The 17,141-nt window shown below is 68.4% G+C and carries 17 protein-coding genes; 13 read left to right on the top strand and 4 right to left on the bottom strand.

Annotation, left to right across the window (positions count from 1 at the left end; genetic code table 11):
- The first annotated feature begins 139 nt into the window (after positions 1-139).
- The 13 genes from urtB (at position 140) to ureG (ending at position 12,164) form a co-directional block, all read left to right on the top strand.
- On the top strand, positions 140-1,759 hold the full coding sequence (gene urtB, locus U5771_RS07435) for an urea ABC transporter permease subunit UrtB (protein ID WP_322023373.1): 1,620 nt from the start codon (positions 140-142) through the stop codon (positions 1,757-1,759).
- A 1-nt stretch (position 1,760) separates the two neighbouring features.
- Positions 1,761-2,948, top strand: a complete 1,188-nt coding sequence (urtC, locus tag U5771_RS07430; protein ID WP_322023372.1) for an urea ABC transporter permease subunit UrtC — start codon at positions 1,761-1,763, stop codon at positions 2,946-2,948.
- Positions 2,945-3,802 carry an urea ABC transporter ATP-binding protein UrtD gene (urtD, locus tag U5771_RS07425; RefSeq protein WP_322023371.1) on the top strand — a complete coding sequence of 286 codons (858 nt, stop codon included), beginning with the start codon at positions 2,945-2,947 and terminating at the stop codon, positions 3,800-3,802. The genes urtC and urtD overlap by 4 nt, the downstream gene beginning before the upstream one ends.
- A gap of 4 nt (positions 3,803-3,806) precedes the next feature.
- Positions 3,807-4,499: an urea ABC transporter ATP-binding subunit UrtE gene (urtE, locus tag U5771_RS07420; RefSeq protein ID WP_322023370.1), complete on the top strand. Its 693-nt coding sequence runs from the start codon at positions 3,807-3,809 to the stop codon at positions 4,497-4,499.
- 148 nt (positions 4,500-4,647) lie between these two features.
- Positions 4,648-5,715: a type IV toxin-antitoxin system AbiEi family antitoxin gene (locus U5771_RS07415; protein ID WP_322023369.1), complete on the top strand. Its 1,068-nt coding sequence runs from the start codon at positions 4,648-4,650 to the stop codon at positions 5,713-5,715.
- Positions 5,703-6,572: a nucleotidyl transferase AbiEii/AbiGii toxin family protein gene (locus U5771_RS07410; RefSeq protein WP_322023368.1), complete on the top strand. Its 870-nt coding sequence runs from the start codon at positions 5,703-5,705 to the stop codon at positions 6,570-6,572. Before U5771_RS07415 ends, U5771_RS07410 begins: the two co-directional genes overlap by 13 nt.
- A 130-nt stretch (positions 6,573-6,702) precedes the next feature.
- The gene (locus U5771_RS07405; RefSeq protein WP_322023505.1) at positions 6,703-7,578 is read left to right on the top strand and encodes an urease accessory protein UreD; all 876 of its coding nucleotides are present in this window, start codon (positions 6,703-6,705) and stop codon (positions 7,576-7,578) included.
- Positions 7,579-7,816: 238 nt separating this feature from the next.
- Positions 7,817-8,119, top strand: a complete 303-nt coding sequence (ureA, locus tag U5771_RS07400) for an urease subunit gamma (RefSeq protein ID WP_006048588.1) — start codon at positions 7,817-7,819, stop codon at positions 8,117-8,119.
- 14 nt (positions 8,120-8,133) lie between these two features.
- The gene (locus U5771_RS07395; RefSeq protein ID WP_059455900.1) at positions 8,134-8,439 is read left to right on the top strand and encodes an urease subunit beta; all 306 of its coding nucleotides are present in this window, start codon (positions 8,134-8,136) and stop codon (positions 8,437-8,439) included.
- A gap of 28 nt (positions 8,440-8,467) precedes the next feature.
- Positions 8,468-10,174, top strand: a complete 1,707-nt coding sequence (gene ureC, locus U5771_RS07390) for an urease subunit alpha (RefSeq protein ID WP_322023367.1) — start codon at positions 8,468-8,470, stop codon at positions 10,172-10,174.
- Between the two features lie 28 nt (positions 10,175-10,202).
- Positions 10,203-10,835: an urease accessory protein UreE gene (gene ureE, locus U5771_RS07385; protein WP_322023366.1), complete on the top strand. Its 633-nt coding sequence runs from the start codon at positions 10,203-10,205 to the stop codon at positions 10,833-10,835.
- Positions 10,822-11,502: an urease accessory protein UreF gene (locus U5771_RS07380; RefSeq protein ID WP_322023365.1), complete on the top strand. Its 681-nt coding sequence runs from the start codon at positions 10,822-10,824 to the stop codon at positions 11,500-11,502. The genes ureE and U5771_RS07380 overlap by 14 nt, the downstream gene beginning before the upstream one ends.
- Before the next feature lie 14 nt (positions 11,503-11,516).
- Positions 11,517-12,164: an urease accessory protein UreG gene (gene ureG / locus U5771_RS07375; RefSeq protein ID WP_322023364.1), complete on the top strand. Its 648-nt coding sequence runs from the start codon at positions 11,517-11,519 to the stop codon at positions 12,162-12,164.
- A gap of 60 nt (positions 12,165-12,224) precedes the next feature.
- Here the strand turns inward: ureG and waaA are convergent, their stop codons facing one another.
- The 4 genes from waaA to U5771_RS07355 all read right to left on the bottom strand — a co-directional run bounded on the left by waaA (position 12,225) and on the right by U5771_RS07355 (position 17,129).
- Positions 12,225-13,598: a lipid IV(A) 3-deoxy-D-manno-octulosonic acid transferase gene (waaA, locus tag U5771_RS07370; RefSeq protein WP_322023363.1), complete on the bottom strand. Its 1,374-nt coding sequence runs from the start codon at positions 13,596-13,598 to the stop codon at positions 12,225-12,227.
- A 37-nt stretch (positions 13,599-13,635) separates the two neighbouring features.
- Positions 13,636-14,520: a Kdo hydroxylase family protein gene (locus U5771_RS07365; protein ID WP_322023362.1), complete on the bottom strand. Its 885-nt coding sequence runs from the start codon at positions 14,518-14,520 to the stop codon at positions 13,636-13,638.
- A 43-nt stretch (positions 14,521-14,563) separates the two neighbouring features.
- Positions 14,564-15,559 carry a lipopolysaccharide heptosyltransferase I gene (gene waaC, locus U5771_RS07360; RefSeq protein WP_322023361.1) on the bottom strand — a complete coding sequence of 332 codons (996 nt, stop codon included), beginning with the start codon at positions 15,557-15,559 and terminating at the stop codon, positions 14,564-14,566.
- Between the two features lie 175 nt (positions 15,560-15,734).
- Positions 15,735-17,129 carry a phosphomannomutase/phosphoglucomutase gene (locus U5771_RS07355; RefSeq protein ID WP_322023360.1) on the bottom strand — a complete coding sequence of 465 codons (1,395 nt, stop codon included), beginning with the start codon at positions 17,127-17,129 and terminating at the stop codon, positions 15,735-15,737.
- Positions 17,130-17,141: the final 12 nt, after the last annotated feature.

The following is a 17,141-nucleotide window of genomic DNA, read 5'->3' as shown; positions in this document are numbered from 1 at the left end:
CGCGATGCGGGGCGCCGCGCACCGGCGTGGCGCTCCGCTTGCAGGCAGGTGCGTGAACACCGGTACTCACCGTAACGAACCGCACGCGCCCGCGCACCGCCGCACGAACCCGCTCTCCCACGCCCGACAGGATCTCCCGATGCCTACACGCTTTCGCCGCGCCGCCGTCGCGGTCGTCGCCTGTGCCGCGCTGGCGTGCGCGCTGCCGCGCGCCGCGTTCGCCCTGACGGCCGCCGATACCGCCGCGCTCGCCGGCGACGACTTCGACGCGAAGACGGCCGCGATCGACCATCTCGCCGCCGATGCCGATCCGCGCGCCGTCGCGTTGCTCAATGCGCTGTCGACCGGCGACGCGCTCGCGACCGGCGACGGCCGCCTGCTGATCCAGACCGGCGACATCGCACACGACGCGCTCACCCAGGCCGCGACACCGGCCGGCGACGCACAGCCCGTGATGCTGAACAACCTGCTGCGCACGAAGATCGCCGGCGCGCTGTCGGGTCTCGCACTCGCCTCGCCCGACGTCGCCGCGCGTCGCGACGCGATCGACGCGCTGCTGAAGTCGCCGGACCCGGCGCTCAAGCCGATGATCGATCGCGCGCGCGCGAAGGAAACCGATCCGGCACTGAAGCGCCGCCTCGACGCACTATGGGCCATCGCCGCGTTGCACGACGCCGATCCGGCGAAGCGCCTCGAAGCCGTGCAGGTGGTGGCCGCGCGCCACGACCTCGACATGATCGAGCAGTTGCGCCCGCTCGTCGCGAAGAACGCGGACGGCAGCGACGCGGAGCCCGACGCGCGCGTGCGCGAAGCCGCGCAGCACGGGCTCGACGCATTGCACGCGCTGCAGCGCCGCGGCGAGATCGCGGGCACCGTGTTCGCGGGCCTGTCGCTCGGCAGCGTGCTGCTGCTCGCGGCGCTCGGCCTCGCGATCACGTACGGGCTGATCGGCGTGATCAACATGGCGCACGGCGAATTCCTGATGATCGGTGCATACGCAACCTATGTCGTGCAGACGCTGATCCAGCGCTATGCGCCGGCCGCGTTCGACTGGTATCCGCTCGTCGCGGTGCCCGTCTCGTTCGCGGCGGCCGCGCTGGTCGGCATCGTGCTCGAACGGCTCGTGCTGCGGCACCTGTACGGCCGCCCGCTCGAGACGCTGCTCGCGACCTTCGGCGTGAGCCTGATCCTGATCCAGGCGACGCGCATGCTGTTCGGCGCGCAGAACGTGCAGGTCGTGAACCCGTCGTGGATGAGCGGCGGCGTGACCGTGATGCAGAACCTGATCCTGCCGTACAACCGGCTCGCGATCCTCGCGTTCGCGCTCGCGGTCGTGTTCGTCGCCTGGGGCGTGCTGACGAAGACACGGCTCGGCCTGTTCGTGCGCGCGGTCACGCAGAACCGCCGGATGGCGGCGTGCGTCGGCGTGAAGACCGCGCGCGTCGATGCGTATGCGTTCGCGTTCGGCGCGGGCATCGCGGGCCTCGGCGGCTGCGCGCTGTCGCAGATCGGCAACGTGGGGCCCGACCTCGGGCAGAACTACATCATCGATTCGTTCATGGCGGTCGTGCTCGGCGGCGTCGGCCAGATCGCCGGCACCGTGCTCGGCGGCTTCGGGCTCGGCCTCGTCAGCAAGGCGATCGAGCCGTTCTGGGGCGCCGTGCTCGCGAAGATCGCGGTGCTCGTGATGATCGTGCTGTTCATCCAGAAACGTCCGCAGGGCATGTTCGCCCCGAAGGGACGCAGCGCGGAGGCCTGACATGACTTCATTCACCGATTCGTTGTCGAACCCGGTCGCCGACGCGCCGAAGCCCGCTGCCGCCGCGCGTGCGGAGGAAGGTTTCGCGCTCGGCCTGCCGCCCCGCCCCGCGCTGCTGTCGCGCCGTGCGTGGCTCGCGCTCGTCGCGCTGTGCGTCGCGATCGGCGTCGGCGTGCCGCTCGCCGCGCTGGTCGCGCCCGAATCCAGCGCGTTCCATCTGTCCGCGTATGCGATGACGCTCGCCGGCAAGCTGATGTGCTACGCGATCGCCGCGCTCGCGCTCGATCTCGTGTGGGGCTACTGCGGCATTCTCAGCCTCGGTCACGGGCTGTTCTTCGCGCTCGGCGGCTATGCGATCGGCATGTACCTGATGCGCGAGATCGGCCGCGACGGCAAGTACGGCAGTGACCTGCCCGACTTCATGGTGTTCCTCGACTGGCATCAGCTGCCCTGGTACTGGAGCGGCACGCAGCATCTCGCGTGGGCGCTCGCGCTGGTCGTGCTCGTGCCGGCCGTGCTCGCCTGGGTGTTCGGCTTCTTCACGTTCCGCTCGCGCGTGAAGGGCGTGTACCTGTCGATCATCACGCAGGCGCTGACGTTCGCCGCGATGCTGCTGTTCTTTCGCAACGAGACGGGCTTCGGCGGCAACAACGGCTTCACCGACTTCAAGCGCATCGCCGGGTTTCCGATCACGTCGCCCGGCACGCGCACGGTGCTGTTGCTGCTGACCTTCGCGACGCTCGTGCTCGCGTTCATCGCCGCGCGCGCGATCGTCACCAGCAAGCTCGGGCGCGTGGTCACCGCGGTGCGCGACGGCGAGACGCGGCTGATGTTCCTCGGCTACAGCCCGCTCGCGTACAAGCTGTTCGTGTGGACGCTGTCGGCCGTGCTGTGCGGGATCGCCGGCGCGCTGTACGTGCCGCAGGTCGGCATCATCAATCCCGGCGAGATGTCGCCCGGCAACTCGATCGAAATGGCGATCTGGGTCGCGGTGGGCGGGCGCGGCACGCTGATCGGGCCGATCGTCGGCGCGTTCGCGGTGAACGGCGCGAAGAGCCTCTTCACCGCGTACTTCGCCGAATACTGGCTGTTCTTTCTCGGCCTGATCTTCGTGCTCGTGCCGCTCCTGCTGCCGCGCGGGATCATGGGCCTCGTCGACACGCTGCTCGCAAAGGGGAAACGCGCATGAACGGCACGGCCCTCTACCAGTTCACGCCACCGCCCGAGGACGAGCTGCTGGCCGTCAGCGGCAGCGCATCGATGGGCCGCGTGGTGCCGCCCGGCATCGACACGTCGCACGGCACGATCCTCTACCTCGAGGACATCGAGGTGAGCTTCGACGGCTTTCGCGCGCTGAACAAGCTGTCGCTCGCGATCGACGCCGGCGAGCTGCGCTGCGTGATCGGCCCGAACGGCGCGGGCAAGACGACGATGATGGACGTGATCACCGGCAAGACGCGACCCGATGCGGGCAAGGTGTTCCTCGGCCAGACCATCGACCTCGCGCGGATGAACGAGCCCGAGATCGCGCGTGCGGGGATCGGCCGCAAGTTCCAGAAGCCGACCGTGTTCGAACAGCATCCGGTGTGGGAAAACCTCGAACTGGCGATGCAGACCGACAAGGGCTGGCTCGCGTCGCTGCGCGCGCGGCTCGACCGCGCCGCGCAGGCGAAGATCGAGGAAACGCTGGCGCTGATCGGCCTCGAAAGCGACGCCTATCGCGCGGCCGGCGAGCTGTCGCACGGGCAGAAGCAGCGGCTCGAGATCGGCATGCTGCTGATGCAGCGCCCGGCGCTCCTGCTGCTCGACGAGCCGGCGGCCGGGATGACCGACCACGAGACGATGGAACTCGCGAAGCTGCTGAACACGCTGCGCGGCACCTGCTCGATGATGGTCGTCGAGCACGACATGGAGTTCGTCGCGGCGCTCGCGGGCGACACGGGCCGCGTGACGGTGATGGCCGAAGGCGCGGTGCTCGCGCAAGGCACGCTCGACCAGGTCAAGCGCGACGACGCGGTGATCGAGTCTTACCTCGGACGGTAATGCAATGCTGAAGATCGATGCACTGAACCAGTACTACGGCGGCAGCCATATCCTGCGCAACGTGACGCTGGCCGCCGACGACGGCAAGCTCACCGTGCTGCTCGGCCGCAACGGCGTCGGCAAGAGCACGCTGCTGCGCTGCCTGATGGGCGTCGTCGCCGCGAAGAGCGGCAGCGTGTCGTGGCGCGGCACGGCGCTCGGCACGCTGCCGCCGTATGCGCGCGTCGCGGCCGGTCTCGCCTACGTGCCGCAAGGCCGCGACATCTTCCCGCGGCTCACCGTCGAGGAGAACCTGCTCGTCGGCGCGGCAAGCCGCAAGGCGCCATCGAAAGTGCCCGATCGCATCTACGACCTGTTCCCGGTGCTGAAGGACATGCGCGCACGGCGCGGCGGCGACCTGTCGGGCGGCCAGCAGCAGCAGCTCGCGATCGGCCGCGCGCTGATGAGCGAGCCGCAGCTGCTGATCCTCGACGAGCCGACCGAGGGCATCCAGCCGTCGATCATCCAGGACATCGGCCGCACGCTGCGCCAGCTCGTCGACGAATCGAAGATGACCGTGCTGCTCGTCGAGCAGTATTACGACTTCGCGCAATCGATCGCGGACCGCTACTGGGTGATGAGCCGCGGCGAGATCGTCGCGGGCGGCGATGCGCGGGACATGGAGACGAACGGCGTGCGCGAGTTGATCGCGGTGTAGTCGAGGCCTCGACGAATGCCGGGAGGCGACAACCGATTTCATTAATATGGACGCCTTCAGCGTTCGCTGAAACCATGTATTTCAGTGAAATCTTGACAAATTTCACTGAAATACTATTCTTCAGCAAATGTTGAAATCCATCCAATCAATGAACGGGATCGAAATCCAGGGGCGCAACGCGCTGGAACAGGTGCTGTCGCGCGTACCGATCGTCGTCGTCGACCACATCCATTCGGACGTGCCGATGAGCAACCGCCGGGTCGACCTCGTCGCCGACGTCCGCGCGGCCGGCACGCCCTATCGGCTGCTCTGTGAAATATTGCCGAACGGACAGCCCCGCTACGTCAACAACGCACTGCTGCAAATCCGTGAACACACGGCACACGGCGCACCGGACACTGTGCCGATCCTCATCGCCCCTTATTTTTCACCAGGTACGCGTGCGCTGTGCCAGCAATATCAGGTCGGCTACCTGGACATCGAAGGAAACGCGCAGATCGCCTTTGGCGGCGTGTTCATCGAGCGTCAGGTGACCGATCGCCCCGTCACTGAACGTCGCGAACTCAAATCCCTTTTCAAGCCAAAGGCGGCACAGATACTTCGGGCGATGCTGCGCGACCCGCACCGTGCCTGGAAAGTCGCGGAACTGGCGGATGTCACCGGCGTAAGCATCGGGCAGGTCAGCAATGTGCGCACCGCCCTGATCGATCGCGAATGGGCTGCGACGACGCGTGACGGAATCTACCTGTCGCGACCGGATGCAATGATCGATGCATGGCGCGACAGCTATGAAGCGCCGGCAGGCGAGCGTCACACGCTCTACACAACGCTGCACGGTGGCGCACTCGAAAGTACCGCGCGCGAAACGCTCGGTATGGCCAACGAGGAAATACCGGGTGCCGCAGCGTTTGCGTCGTTTTCAGCCGCAAACTGGATCGCCCCCTATGCTCGCGCGCCCATCCAGTATTTCTATGCAACGAAGGCCGGCCTCGGCCGGCTGACGGCCGCGCTGAAACTCAAGCCCGTGCCGCGCGGTGAAAACGTCGTCATCACGCTCGTCAAGGATGAAGGCCTGCTTGCCGACACGATCGAGCCGGCTACTGGCGCCATTTGTACGAGCCCCGTTCAGACCTATCTCGACCTTACCCTCACTGGCGAACGTGGCGAAGAAGCCGCCCGTCATTTACGTGAAGCGACGATGGCATGGCCGCAATGACCCCGCAAGAGCCGCAATCTGCGGCGGATTACGATGATCGAACGACTGCCGCGGTCAAATCCGTACTGATCGAAATCGGTCAGATTCTCGGCAGTTTCAAAGGCAAATTCGCGGTGATCGGCGGAGCCGTGCCGTGGCTGCTGCTCGATAACGATGAAATGCATCACGTCGGCACGATCGACATCGATCTGAGCCTGGATGCCGAAGCACTCGCAGACACCGCGTATGTCGCCCTGATCGACGCGCTGATGGGAAACGGCTACGAGCAGCGCGAAACGCTGCGACGCTTCCAGCTTGTACGGCACGTGAAAACAACTGACGGTGGTCCGCCGATCGACGTCATCGTCGATTTTCTGATGCCTCGGCATGCCGAAATCGAAAAGCGCATTCCGCCGCTGCTCGGTAATTTCGCGGTCCAACGCGCAGACGGCGCGGATCTCGCGACGCGCTTTTACCAGATGACGGCAATCTCGGGACCCATGCCGAACGGCGGCACGAACACGGTCGAAGTTGCCGTTTGTTCGATTCCGGCGCTGCTTGCGATGAAAGGCTATGCACTGAATGGGCGACTCAAGCAGAAGGACGCGTACGACGTGTACTTCTGCGTTCGAAACTACCCCGACGGCATCGACGGCCTCGCGCAGGCCTGTCGTCCTTTGCTCGACTTCGACAGCGGCGTCACCGGATTCCGCTACATTGCGGAAAAGTTCGACACGCCAGATGGCTTCGGCCCGACTTCGGTGCGACGCTTCGTCGAGGACACACGCATCCTCGGCGATCGCACGCCAGACCAATGGCAGCAGGATGCGTTCGGACAAGTCGACGCCCTGCTGCATGAGCTCGGGTTACGACGTTGACGGGAGACGACATGCAACCGCTCAAGGACCAATCTCACCGCTATTCGAACGCGCAGCAGGGCCGATCGTGCCGCGCGTCTTGGCTCATGTTCTTGTAGCATCCATGCTCCAGCCTCTCCACGTCGAATCGATGTCCGCCCCCGACTCCCACGCTCCGCTGTCCCGCCCCGCCGTCGCCAAGTCCTGGCGCGGCCGCCTCGAACTCGGCTTCGAACGGCACGGCGCGCGCACGACGCTCGTCCACCGGCTGCACGACGGCCCGCTGCGCGTGCAGCGGCCGCTGTATCCGGAAGGCGACGCGATCTGCCACGCGGTCATCGTTCACCCGCCGGGCGGCGTCGCGGGCGGCGACCGGCTCGACATCGACATCGCGCTCGGCGACGGCACGCACGCGGTGCTGACGACACCCGGCGCGACCAAGTGGTACAAGTCGAACGGCCTCGACGCGACGCAGCGCATCGGCATCACGGTCGGCGAGCACGCGAAGCTCGACTGGCTGCCGCAGAACAACCTGTTCTTCGACGCGGCCCACGCCGCGCTCGACTTCACGGTGACGCTCGGCGCGGGCGCGAGCGCGATCGGCTGGGACGCGACGCAACTCGGCCGGCAGGCGGCCGGCGAAACGTGGTCGGCGGGCCGCATCGCGTCGGGTTCGGCGCTCGTCGCTGCCGACGGCCGGCCGCTGTGGACCGAGCGCGCGCTGCTCGACGCGTGCGATCCGCTGCGCGGCGCGCTGCAGGGCCTCGGCGGCTTTCCCGTGTATGGCACGCTATGGGCGGCCGGCGCCGCGTGCGATGCCGCGCTCGCCGAATCGCTCGCCGCACGGATGCCGTTCGGCGACACGCTGCGCGCGGGCGCGACCTGCGTGACGCCGGGCGTCCTGCTGGTGCGCGCGGTGTCGACGTCGATGGAAGCGCTGCAGCGTCACTTCATCGACTGCTGGCTTGCGCTGCGTCCGCTCGTGCACGGCGTCGACGCGCGGCCGCTGCGCCTCTGGCAAACCTGAACGCGCCCGACACCGCACGCACCGTTTCGGCGCAGCGCCGCCGCCAGCGCTGCCCGCGATCCATGCATCGCGCACCAGGATCGCGCATCGACGCGCGTTCTTCCGACTTGGCACGCGCCTTGCTGCTTACATAACGGATACACGACGCACGGGAAACGGCGCGGTGCTACGATGAACCGCGCCCCTGCCGGCCCCCTGCGCACCGATAAAAATTACGTTTTCCTGAACGATTGCCTTCATGAAACTGACTCCCCGAGAAAAGGACAAGCTGCTGATCTTCACGGCGGCGCTGCTGGCCGAGCGCCGTCGCGCGCGCGGGCTGAAGCTCAACTATCCGGAAGCGGTCGCGTTCATCACCGCCGCGCTGATGGAAGCCGCGCGCGACGGCAAGACCGTCGCCGAGGTGATGCACTACGGCACGACGCTGCTCACGCGCGACGACGTGATGGAAGGCGTGCCGGAGATGATCCCCGACATCCAGGTCGAGGCGACCTTCCCGGACGGCACCAAGCTCGTGACCGTCCACCACCCGATTCCGTGACCGAGGTAGCACGCATGATCCCCGGCGAAATCCTCACCGACGACGGCGAGCACGAACTGAACGCGGGCCGCGCGACGCGCTCGCTCGTCGTCGCGAACACCGGCGACCGCCCGGTGCAGGTCGGCTCGCACTACCACTTCTTCGAAGTCAACGACGCACTGTCGTTCGATCGCGCGGCCGCGCGCGGCTTCCGGCTCAACATCGCGGCCGGCACCGCCGTGCGCTTCGAGCCGGGCCAGACGCGCACCGTCGAGCTGGTCGAGCTGGCCGGCGAACGCGCCGTCTACGGTTTTCAGGGCAAGGTGATGGGGCCGCTGTAAGCCGCGCCCCGCTCTTCAGGAACAGCACATGACACTACGCTTGAGCCGCCGCGCGTACGCGGAAATGTTCGGGCCGACGACGGGCGACCGCGTGCGGCTCGCCGATACCGAACTGCTGATCGAGATCGAACGCGACTTCACGACCTACGGCGAGGAGGTGAAATTCGGCGGCGGGAAGGTGATCCGCGACGGCATGGGCCAGTCGCAGCGGGTGGCCGCCGACGTGCCCGACACGATCATCACGAACGCGGTGATCCTCGATCACTGGGGCATCGTGAAGGCCGACATCGCGATCAAGCACGGCCGCATCGCCGCGATCGGCAAGGCCGGCAATCCGGACATCCAGCCCGGCGTGACGATCGCGATCGGCGCGGCGACCGAAGTGATCGCCGGCGAAGAGCTGATCGTGACGGCCGGCGGCATCGACACGCACATCCACTTCATCAGCCCGCAGCAGATCGACGAGGCGCTCGCGTCGGGCGTCACGACCATGCTCGGCGGCGGCACGGGGCCGGCCACCGGCACCAACGCGACGACCTGCACGCCGGGCCCGTGGCACATGGAGCGGATGCTGCAGGCGGCCGACGGCTGGCCGATCAACCTCGGCTTCCTCGGCAAGGGCAACGCGAGCCTGCCGCAGCCGCTCGTCGAACAGATCGCGGCCGGCGCGATCGGCCTGAAGCTGCACGAAGACTGGGGCACGACGCCCGCCGCGATCGACAACTGCCTGTCGGTCGCCGACGACACCGACACGCAGGTCGCGATCCACACCGACACGCTGAACGAGGCCGGTTTCGTCGAATCGACGGTCGCCGCGTTCAAGGGCCGCACGATCCACACGTATCACACCGAAGGCGCGGGCGGCGGCCATGCGCCCGACATCCTGAAGGTGTGCGGCGAGGCGAACGTGCTGCCGTCGTCGACCAACCCGACGCGCCCGTACACGATCAACACGCTCGACGAGCATCTCGACATGCTGATGGTGTGCCACCACCTCGATCCGTCGATCGCCGAGGATCTCGCGTTCGCCGAATCGCGGATCCGCCGCGAGACGATCGCGGCCGAGGACATCCTGCACGATCTCGGCGCGCTGTCGATGCTGTCGTCCGACTCGCAGGCGATGGGCCGCGTCGGCGAAGTGATCATCCGCACCTGGCAGACCGCGCACAAGATGAAGGTGCAGCGCGGCGCGCTGCCGGAGGACGGCGCGCGCAACGACAACTTCCGCGCGAAGCGCTACGTCGCGAAGTACACGATCAACCCGGCGATCACGCACGGCATCGCGCACGAAGTCGGCTCGATCGAACCCGGCAAGTGGGCCGACCTCGTGCTGTGGGAACCGGCGTTCTTCGGGATCAAGCCGTCGATGATCCTGAAGGGCGGGATGATCGCGATGGCGCAGATGGGCGACCCGAACGCATCGATCCCGACGCCGCAGCCCGTCCACTACCGCGAGATGTTCGCCACGCGCGGCGGTGCGCTTGCGCGCACGTCGCTGACCTTCGTGTCGCAGATGGCCGCCGATGCGGGCATCGCCGAACGCTACGGGCTCGCGAAGCAGATCGTGCCCGTGCGCAACTGCCGCAACGTGACGAAGGCCGACATGATCCACAACGCGTGGCGCCCGTCGATCAGCGTCGATCCCGAAACCTACGACGTGATCGCCGACGGCCAGCTGCTCACCTGCGAGCCGGCGACGGTGCTGCCGATGGCGCAGCGCTATTTCCTGTTCTGATTTCCGGTTTTCGCTTCATTCCCGCACCATGCGCACTCTCGACAAACGCATTCCCCCGAACGTGAAACTCGCCGCGTCGCTCGTCGCGCGCGCGCCGACGCTCACGCTCGCCTATGACGCCCGCTGCAAGAGCCGCCTCGCGGCCACGCTCGACACCGGCGAGGACGTCGCGGTCCTGCTGCCGCGCGGCACCGTGCTGCGCGACGGCGACGTGCTCGTCGCCGACGACGGCGCGCTCGTGCGCATCGCCGCGGCGCCCGAGACCGTGCTGCTCGTGCGCGCGGCCGATCCGCTCACGCTGATGCGCGCCGCGTATCACCTCGGCAACCGTCACACGCCGGTCGAGATCGGCGACGGCTATCTGAAGCTCGAGGCCGATCCCGTGCTCGCGGACATGCTGCGCCGGCTCGGCACGCAGGTCGAGGAAGCGCGCGCACCGTTCCAGCCGGAAGCCGGCGCGTACGGCGGCGGCCACAAGCACGGGCACGATGCCACGTTCGCCGAGGACTACGCGCTCGCGCAGCAGGTCTTCGGCGAACACCACGGCCACTCGCACGATCACGATCACGATCACGATCACGATCACGATCACGATCACGATCACGATCATCAGCATGGTCCGGGTTGCTCGCACGGCCACCACGGTCATGACCACCACTGAGCTCGTCGCGCTGCTGCACCTCGCGTCGCCCGCACTGCCGATCGGCGCGTTCAGCTACTCGCAGGGACTCGAAGCCGCGCTCGACGCGAACCTGATCCGCGACGCCGACACCGCGCGCGACTGGATCGCGAGCGGGCTGACCGACGTGCTCGCGCACGGCGAGCTGCCGTTCCTCGCACACCAGCTTGCCCGCTGGCAGGCGCACGACGCCGACGCGCTCGCACGCGAGAACGCATGGTTCGTCGCGAGCCGCGAATCGGCGGAGCTGCGCCGCGAAACCGAGCAGATGGGCTGGTCGCTCGCGCAACTCTGCGCGTCGCTCGAGTGGGGCGATGCCGCGCGCCGCGCGACGCTCGCGTCGCTGTCGCCGATCGCGCTGCCGACCGCATTCGCCTACGCGGCCGCCGCACACGATGCCGGCGCCGACGCGACGCTTGCCGCGTACGCATTCGGCTGGGTCGAGAACCAGACGTCGGCCGCGCTGAAAGCGGTGCCGCTCGGCCAGCTCGCGGGCCAGCGCATCATCGTCGCGCTGCGCGGCGCGATCGACGCGGCCGTGCGCCGCGCGCTCGCGACGCCGCCCGACGCCATCAACACGTTCGCGCCGCAGCTCGGCATCCTGTCCGCGCGGCACGAAACCCAGTATTCGCGGTTGTTCCGCTCCTGAACCCGACCTACGCCATGAACGCACCCGCTCCCTCCTCCGCCCGCCGCACCAAGAAACTGCCGCCGCTGCGCGTCGGCATCGGCGGCCCGGTCGGCTCCGGCAAGACCACGCTGCTCGAAATGCTGTGCAAGGCGATGCGCGACAAGTACGACCTCGTCGCGATCACGAACGACATCTATACGAAGGAAGACCAGCGGCTGCTGACGGTTGCGGGCGCGCTGCCCGAGGAACGCATCATGGGCGTCGAGACGGGCGGCTGCCCGCACACGGCGATCCGCGAGGATGCGTCGATCAACCTCGAGGCCGTCGACCGGATGCTGTCGCGCTTTCCCGACGCCGACATCGTGTTCATCGAATCGGGCGGCGACAATCTCGCGGCGACGTTCAGCCCCGAGCTGTCGGACCTGACGATCTACGTGATCGACGTCGCCGGCGGCGAGAAGATTCCGCGCAAGGGCGGTCCCGGCATCACGAAGTCCGACCTGCTCGTGATCAACAAGACCGATCTCGCGCCGCTCGTCGGTGCGAACCTCGACGTGATGGCGTCCGACACGAAGAAGATGCGCGGCGAGCGGCCTTACGTGATGACGAACCTGAAGGTGCTCGAAGGCGTCGCGGATGTCGTCGCGTTCATCGAGAAGAAGGGATTATTGACGGTGTGAGCGGCGGCGAGGCGGCACGCTGCCGCCTCGCCTGCCCGGGGGCGGCCTTGCGCCGCCCGCTTAGTCGTCCGATGCGTCGGACGCGTCGGTTACACCGGATGCGCCCTGCATCGCACGTCCGCCGCGCTCGACCGGCGGCAGCAGCGCCGCGAGCACGTCGACCGAGCGCGCGGTCGCGCCGCGATGGCGCGACGCGAACGCGGCACCGGCCGCGCCCATCGCGACGCGCCGCGCGGTGTCGGCAAACAATGCGTCGAGCACGTGCGCGAGATCGAGCGGATCCGCGACCTGCATCGCCGCGCCGGCCGCGACCGCATCGGCGGTCGCCTGCGTGAAGTTGAACACGTGCGGGCCGATCAGCACCGGCACGCCGACCGCGCACGCTTCGATCAGGTTCTGCCCGCCGAGCGGCAGCAGGCTGCCGCCGATGAATGCGACGTCCGCGGCCGCGTAGTACGCGCCGAGCTCACCCATCGAATCGCCGAGCAGCACCGTCACGTCGGCCGGCAACGGCTCGGCGGCCGGGCGGCCGGCCGCGAGCGCGGCCGCGTCGGCGGCCCACGCGGAGCGCCGCACGCACTTGAAGCCGTTGCGCCCGGCGAGCGCCTCGACTTCGGCGAAACGCTGCGGGTGGCGCGGCACGAGGATCAGCAGCGCGCCGGGCGTCTTCATCGCGGCGAACGCCTGCAGCACCAGCGCCTCCTCGTTCTCGCGCGTGCTGGCGGCGACCCACACGGGCCGCGTGCCGATCGCGTCGCGCCAGGCGTGGCCGCGCGCCGCCAGCTCCGGCGGCGTCGTCATGTCGAACTTCAGGTTGCCGAGCACCGTCACGTTGCGCGCGCCGAGCGAGGTCAGCCGCTCCGCGTCGGCCGGGCTCTGCGCGAGTACGCGCGAGAAACCGCCGAACACGTCGCGCGCTGCCGCGCCGAATTTCGCCGCGCGCCGATGCGAGCGGGCGGACATCCGCGCGTTGGTCAGCACGAGCGGCACGTCCGCGCGGCGGCACTCGTCGATCAGCGTCGGCCACACCTCGGTTTCCATCACGAGGCCGAGCGTCGGTCGCCATGCGCGCAGGAAGCGCCGCACCGCGCCCGGCATGTCGTACGGCAGGTAGCAGCGCAGCACGCGATCGCCGAAGATCTGCTCGCCGGTCGCGCGGCCACTCGGCGTCATGTGCGTGATCAGGATGCGCGCGTCGGGACGCGCGCGCATCAGCGCGTCGATCAGCGGCTGCGCGGCGCGCGTCTCGCCGACCGACACCGCATGCACCCAGATCAGCGGCGCGCGATCGTCCGGCGAACGGCCCGCGACCTGGCCGAAGCGCTCGCCGATGTGCTCGCGATAGCCGCGCTCCTTGCGCGAGCGCACGAGGAGCCGGATCACCGCGATCGGCGCGACGAGCCACCACAGCGCGCGATAGATCGCCCTCAGCATGCAGCAGCCCTCGTATTGCGTCGGTGAAGAGGCGCGCTCAAACCAGCGCCCTGCCCTGCAGGCGCTCGAGAATCCCGAGCGGCGCGCATTCGCGACGCACCATCGCGTCGACCGGCAGGAAGAAGGTCTGCTCGAGCATGAACTGGCCGGACATCACAGCGTGCGAAGTCTGATCGGAGAAACATATCCACACGCTGCCCGGCGGAAACGGCATCGTCTGCTGCGGGCAGGTCTTCTGGTAGTCGAGATCGGCCTTCATGCCGTCGTGCAGGTTCAGCATCAGGTGGTCGTACGCGCTGCGCGGCGACTTCGTCACGTGCAGCAGGTTCAGCAGCCACGCCGAGCCCGGAAACTGCGGCCGGATCTTCGGCAGGAAGCGCTTCGCGACGTCCTCGAACGGTTCGCCGACGCGCCACACGCGCGGCTGGCCGGCCGGGTTCACGTTCGTGAACACGCGCAGGATCCGCTCGCCGTAGTTCGGCCGCGACGGGAACGCGTCGACGTGCAGCCGGCTGTCGTCCTTGCGCCACGACGTCTGGCGCGTCTCGACCTGCATCAGCCGCAGGCTCGTCGGCGCGACGCGCAGCTTGCCGCGGTATTCGGGAAAGAGGCCGTCGACGAGCGTGCCGGCCTGCTGCTGGAAGCGTGCGATCAGCGCGCGCACGGCCGACTGCGTGACGCTGTCGCCGAGCACGCCGGCGAGCGCGCCGCCGTTCGGCGCGAGGCTGATGTTCTTGCGTTTCGGATCGGCGAGCGCCGGATCGAGCAGCGCTTCCTCGCCGCCTTCGATCGCGAAGCGCAGGTGCGGGAAATACAGCACCTTGCCTTCCTCGACCGCGGCGAGCAGTTGCTCGCGCGGCGCCGACAGGTTGTGTCCGCTCCAGTCGGCGGACGGGACTTCGATGATCTGGGATTCGCTCATGATCGGTTCGCGTGCGTGGCAGGCAGGGCAGGCATGACGGGCATTACAGCAGACCGAAGCCCGCGAGCACCGCCTTCACCTGTGTGATCGACGGCGGCTGCCCCGCCGTGCCGAGATTGACGACGTTCGGCGACCAGTAGCCGCCGGTGCGCCATGCCGTCGCGAAATTGTACAGTTCGACCGTCGGACGCTTCAGCGCGGCCGCGATGTGAACGAGACCTGTATCAACCCCGACCGTCGCGGCCGCGCCGTCGATCAGGCCGACGACGGCCGGCAGCGACAGCTTCGGCGGCACGATCGCCGCCGCGCCGAACTCCTTCGCGAGCCGCTCGCTGGTCGCGCGCTCCGCGTCGTTGCCCCACGGCAGCACGAGCGACGCGCCGCGCCGCACGAGCGCCTGGCCGAGCTCGATCCACGCGGCGTCCGGCCACTGCTTGTCGGCGCGCGACGTCGCATGCACGAACACCACGTAAGGCACCGGCAGGTTCAGGCCGAGCGCCGCGACCGCGCGCGCCGCCGCGCGCGTATCGAGGCCGAACTCGACCGGATCGGCCGGCGTCGGCGCCGGGTCGCCCAGCGCGGCCGCGACGAGTTGCCGCGAGCGCTCGACCACGTGCGTGCGCGACGCGATCGGCACGCGCTTGCGATAGAAGAAGCGCACCGGCCATTCATAGCCGGCGCCGTCGGTGCGGTTGCCGAGACCGGCGAGCGGGCCGCGCGCCCAGCTCGCGACCCAGGCCGTCTTGATGAGCCCCTGGCAGTCGATCACGAGGTCGTACTGCTCGGCCGCGAGGCGCTTGCGAAACGCGCGGATCTCGCGCCACGTCGCGCTCGAGAACGGCTTCTTGCGCCAGCGGCGCAGCGAGAACGGCAGCACGTCGCGCACGCCGTCGACGAGCCGCACGAGGTCGACGAAGCTCTCCTCGACGAGCCAGTCGATCTGCGCGTCGGGGTGGCGACGCCGGATATCGGCGATCACCGGCATGTTGTGCACGACGTCGCCCAGCGACGACACGCGCACGATCAGGATCTTTTGCACGCTGAAAAAACGCCGGCTGGCAGCCGGCGACAAGCATAAAGGGGGGATTTTATCTCGCCCGGCGGGCCAGACAGACAAAAAGCGGCCGCACGCCCGTGGCGTGCGCCGCTTTTCGGGAGAGTCGCGGCCGATGAGCCGGCCGCGGCGCCGCTGGCGGCCCGCAGGCCGCCGGGGGTCAGAACGGCAGCTTGACGTCCGGCTTCGCGGCCGTCAGCACGCGGCGGAAGTCGTCCTGGATGCGCTTGAGCCCTTCCGTGGTCTCCGATTCGAACCGCATCACGACGACCGGCGTCGTGTTCGACGAACGCGCGAGGCCGAAGCCGTCCGGGTACTCGACGCGCAGGCCGTCGATCGTCACAACCTCGTCCGCACCGTCGAATTTCGCTTCCTTCTGCAGCTTCTCGATCAGGCGGAAGTTCTCGCCTTCGTCGAGCCAGAGCTGCAGTTCGGGCGTGCTCATCGCGTCCGGCAGCCCGTTCAGCAGCGCGCTCGGATCGGCCGTCTTCGCGAGGATCTCGAGCAGGCGCGCGCCCGTGTAGAGGCCGTCGTCGAAGCCGTACCAGCGGTCCTTGAAGAACACGTGGCCGCTCATCTCGCCCGCGAGCGGTGCGCCCGTCTCGCGCAGCTTCGCCTTCACGAGCGAATGGCCCGTCTTCCACATCAGCGGTTCGCCGCCCTTCGCCTTCACCCACTGCGCGAGATGACGCGTGCACTTCACGTCGTAGATGATCTGCGCGCCCGGGTTGCGCGACAGCACTTCCTCCGCGAACAGCATCAGCTGGCGGTCCGGATAGATGATCTGGCCGTCCTTCGTGACGACGCCCAGGCGGTCGCCGTCGCCATCGAACGCGAAGCCGAGCTCGGCGTCGGTGTCCTTCAGCGCCTGGATCACGTCCTGCAGGTTTTCCGGGTGCGCGGGATCGGGGTGGTGGTTCGGGAACGTGCCGTCGATGTCGGTGAAGCGCTCGACGAGTTCGCAACCGAGCGCCTTGAACAGGCGCGTCGCGAGCGGGCCCGCGACGCCGTTGCCGGCGTCCACCACGAGCTTCAGCGGGCGCGCGAGCTTGATGTCGCCGACGATGCGCGCGATGTACTGATCGGCGACGTCGAATGCCTCGTACGAGCCGCTGCCCGTTTCGTAGCGCTCGTCGACGATGCGGCGGTACAGCGCCTGGATCTGCTCGCCGTAGATCGCCGCGCCGCGCAGCACCATCTTGAAGCCGTTGTAGTCGGGCGGGTTGTGGCTGCCCGTGACGACGATGCACGAATCGACGCGGCGCTCGCCGCCCTTCAGTGCCAGCGGCACGCTCGCCGCGAAATAGCCGACCGGCGTGGGCACCATGCCGACGTCGACGACGTCGACACCCGCCGCACGCAGGCCATCGGCGAGTGCGCCGACGAGATCGGGCCCCGACAGGCGGCCGTCGCGCGCGACGACGACCGCGTCGCCGCCCTGTGCGCGCACTTCGCTGCCGAATGCCCGGCCGATCCCGCGCGCCGTGTCGGCGTCGAGCGTCTTGCCGACCACACCGCGAATGTCATATGCCTTGAAGATGGATTGGGAGATCATCGATTCTCTCTG

Origin of the sequence: Burkholderia sp. BCC1977, from assembly GCF_905339595.1 — a bacterium.
Lineage (GTDB): Bacteria > Pseudomonadota > Gammaproteobacteria > Burkholderiales > Burkholderiaceae > Burkholderia.
Note: the sequence above shows the minus strand (reverse complement) of the source record. Positions and strands in the feature narration are given on the sequence as shown.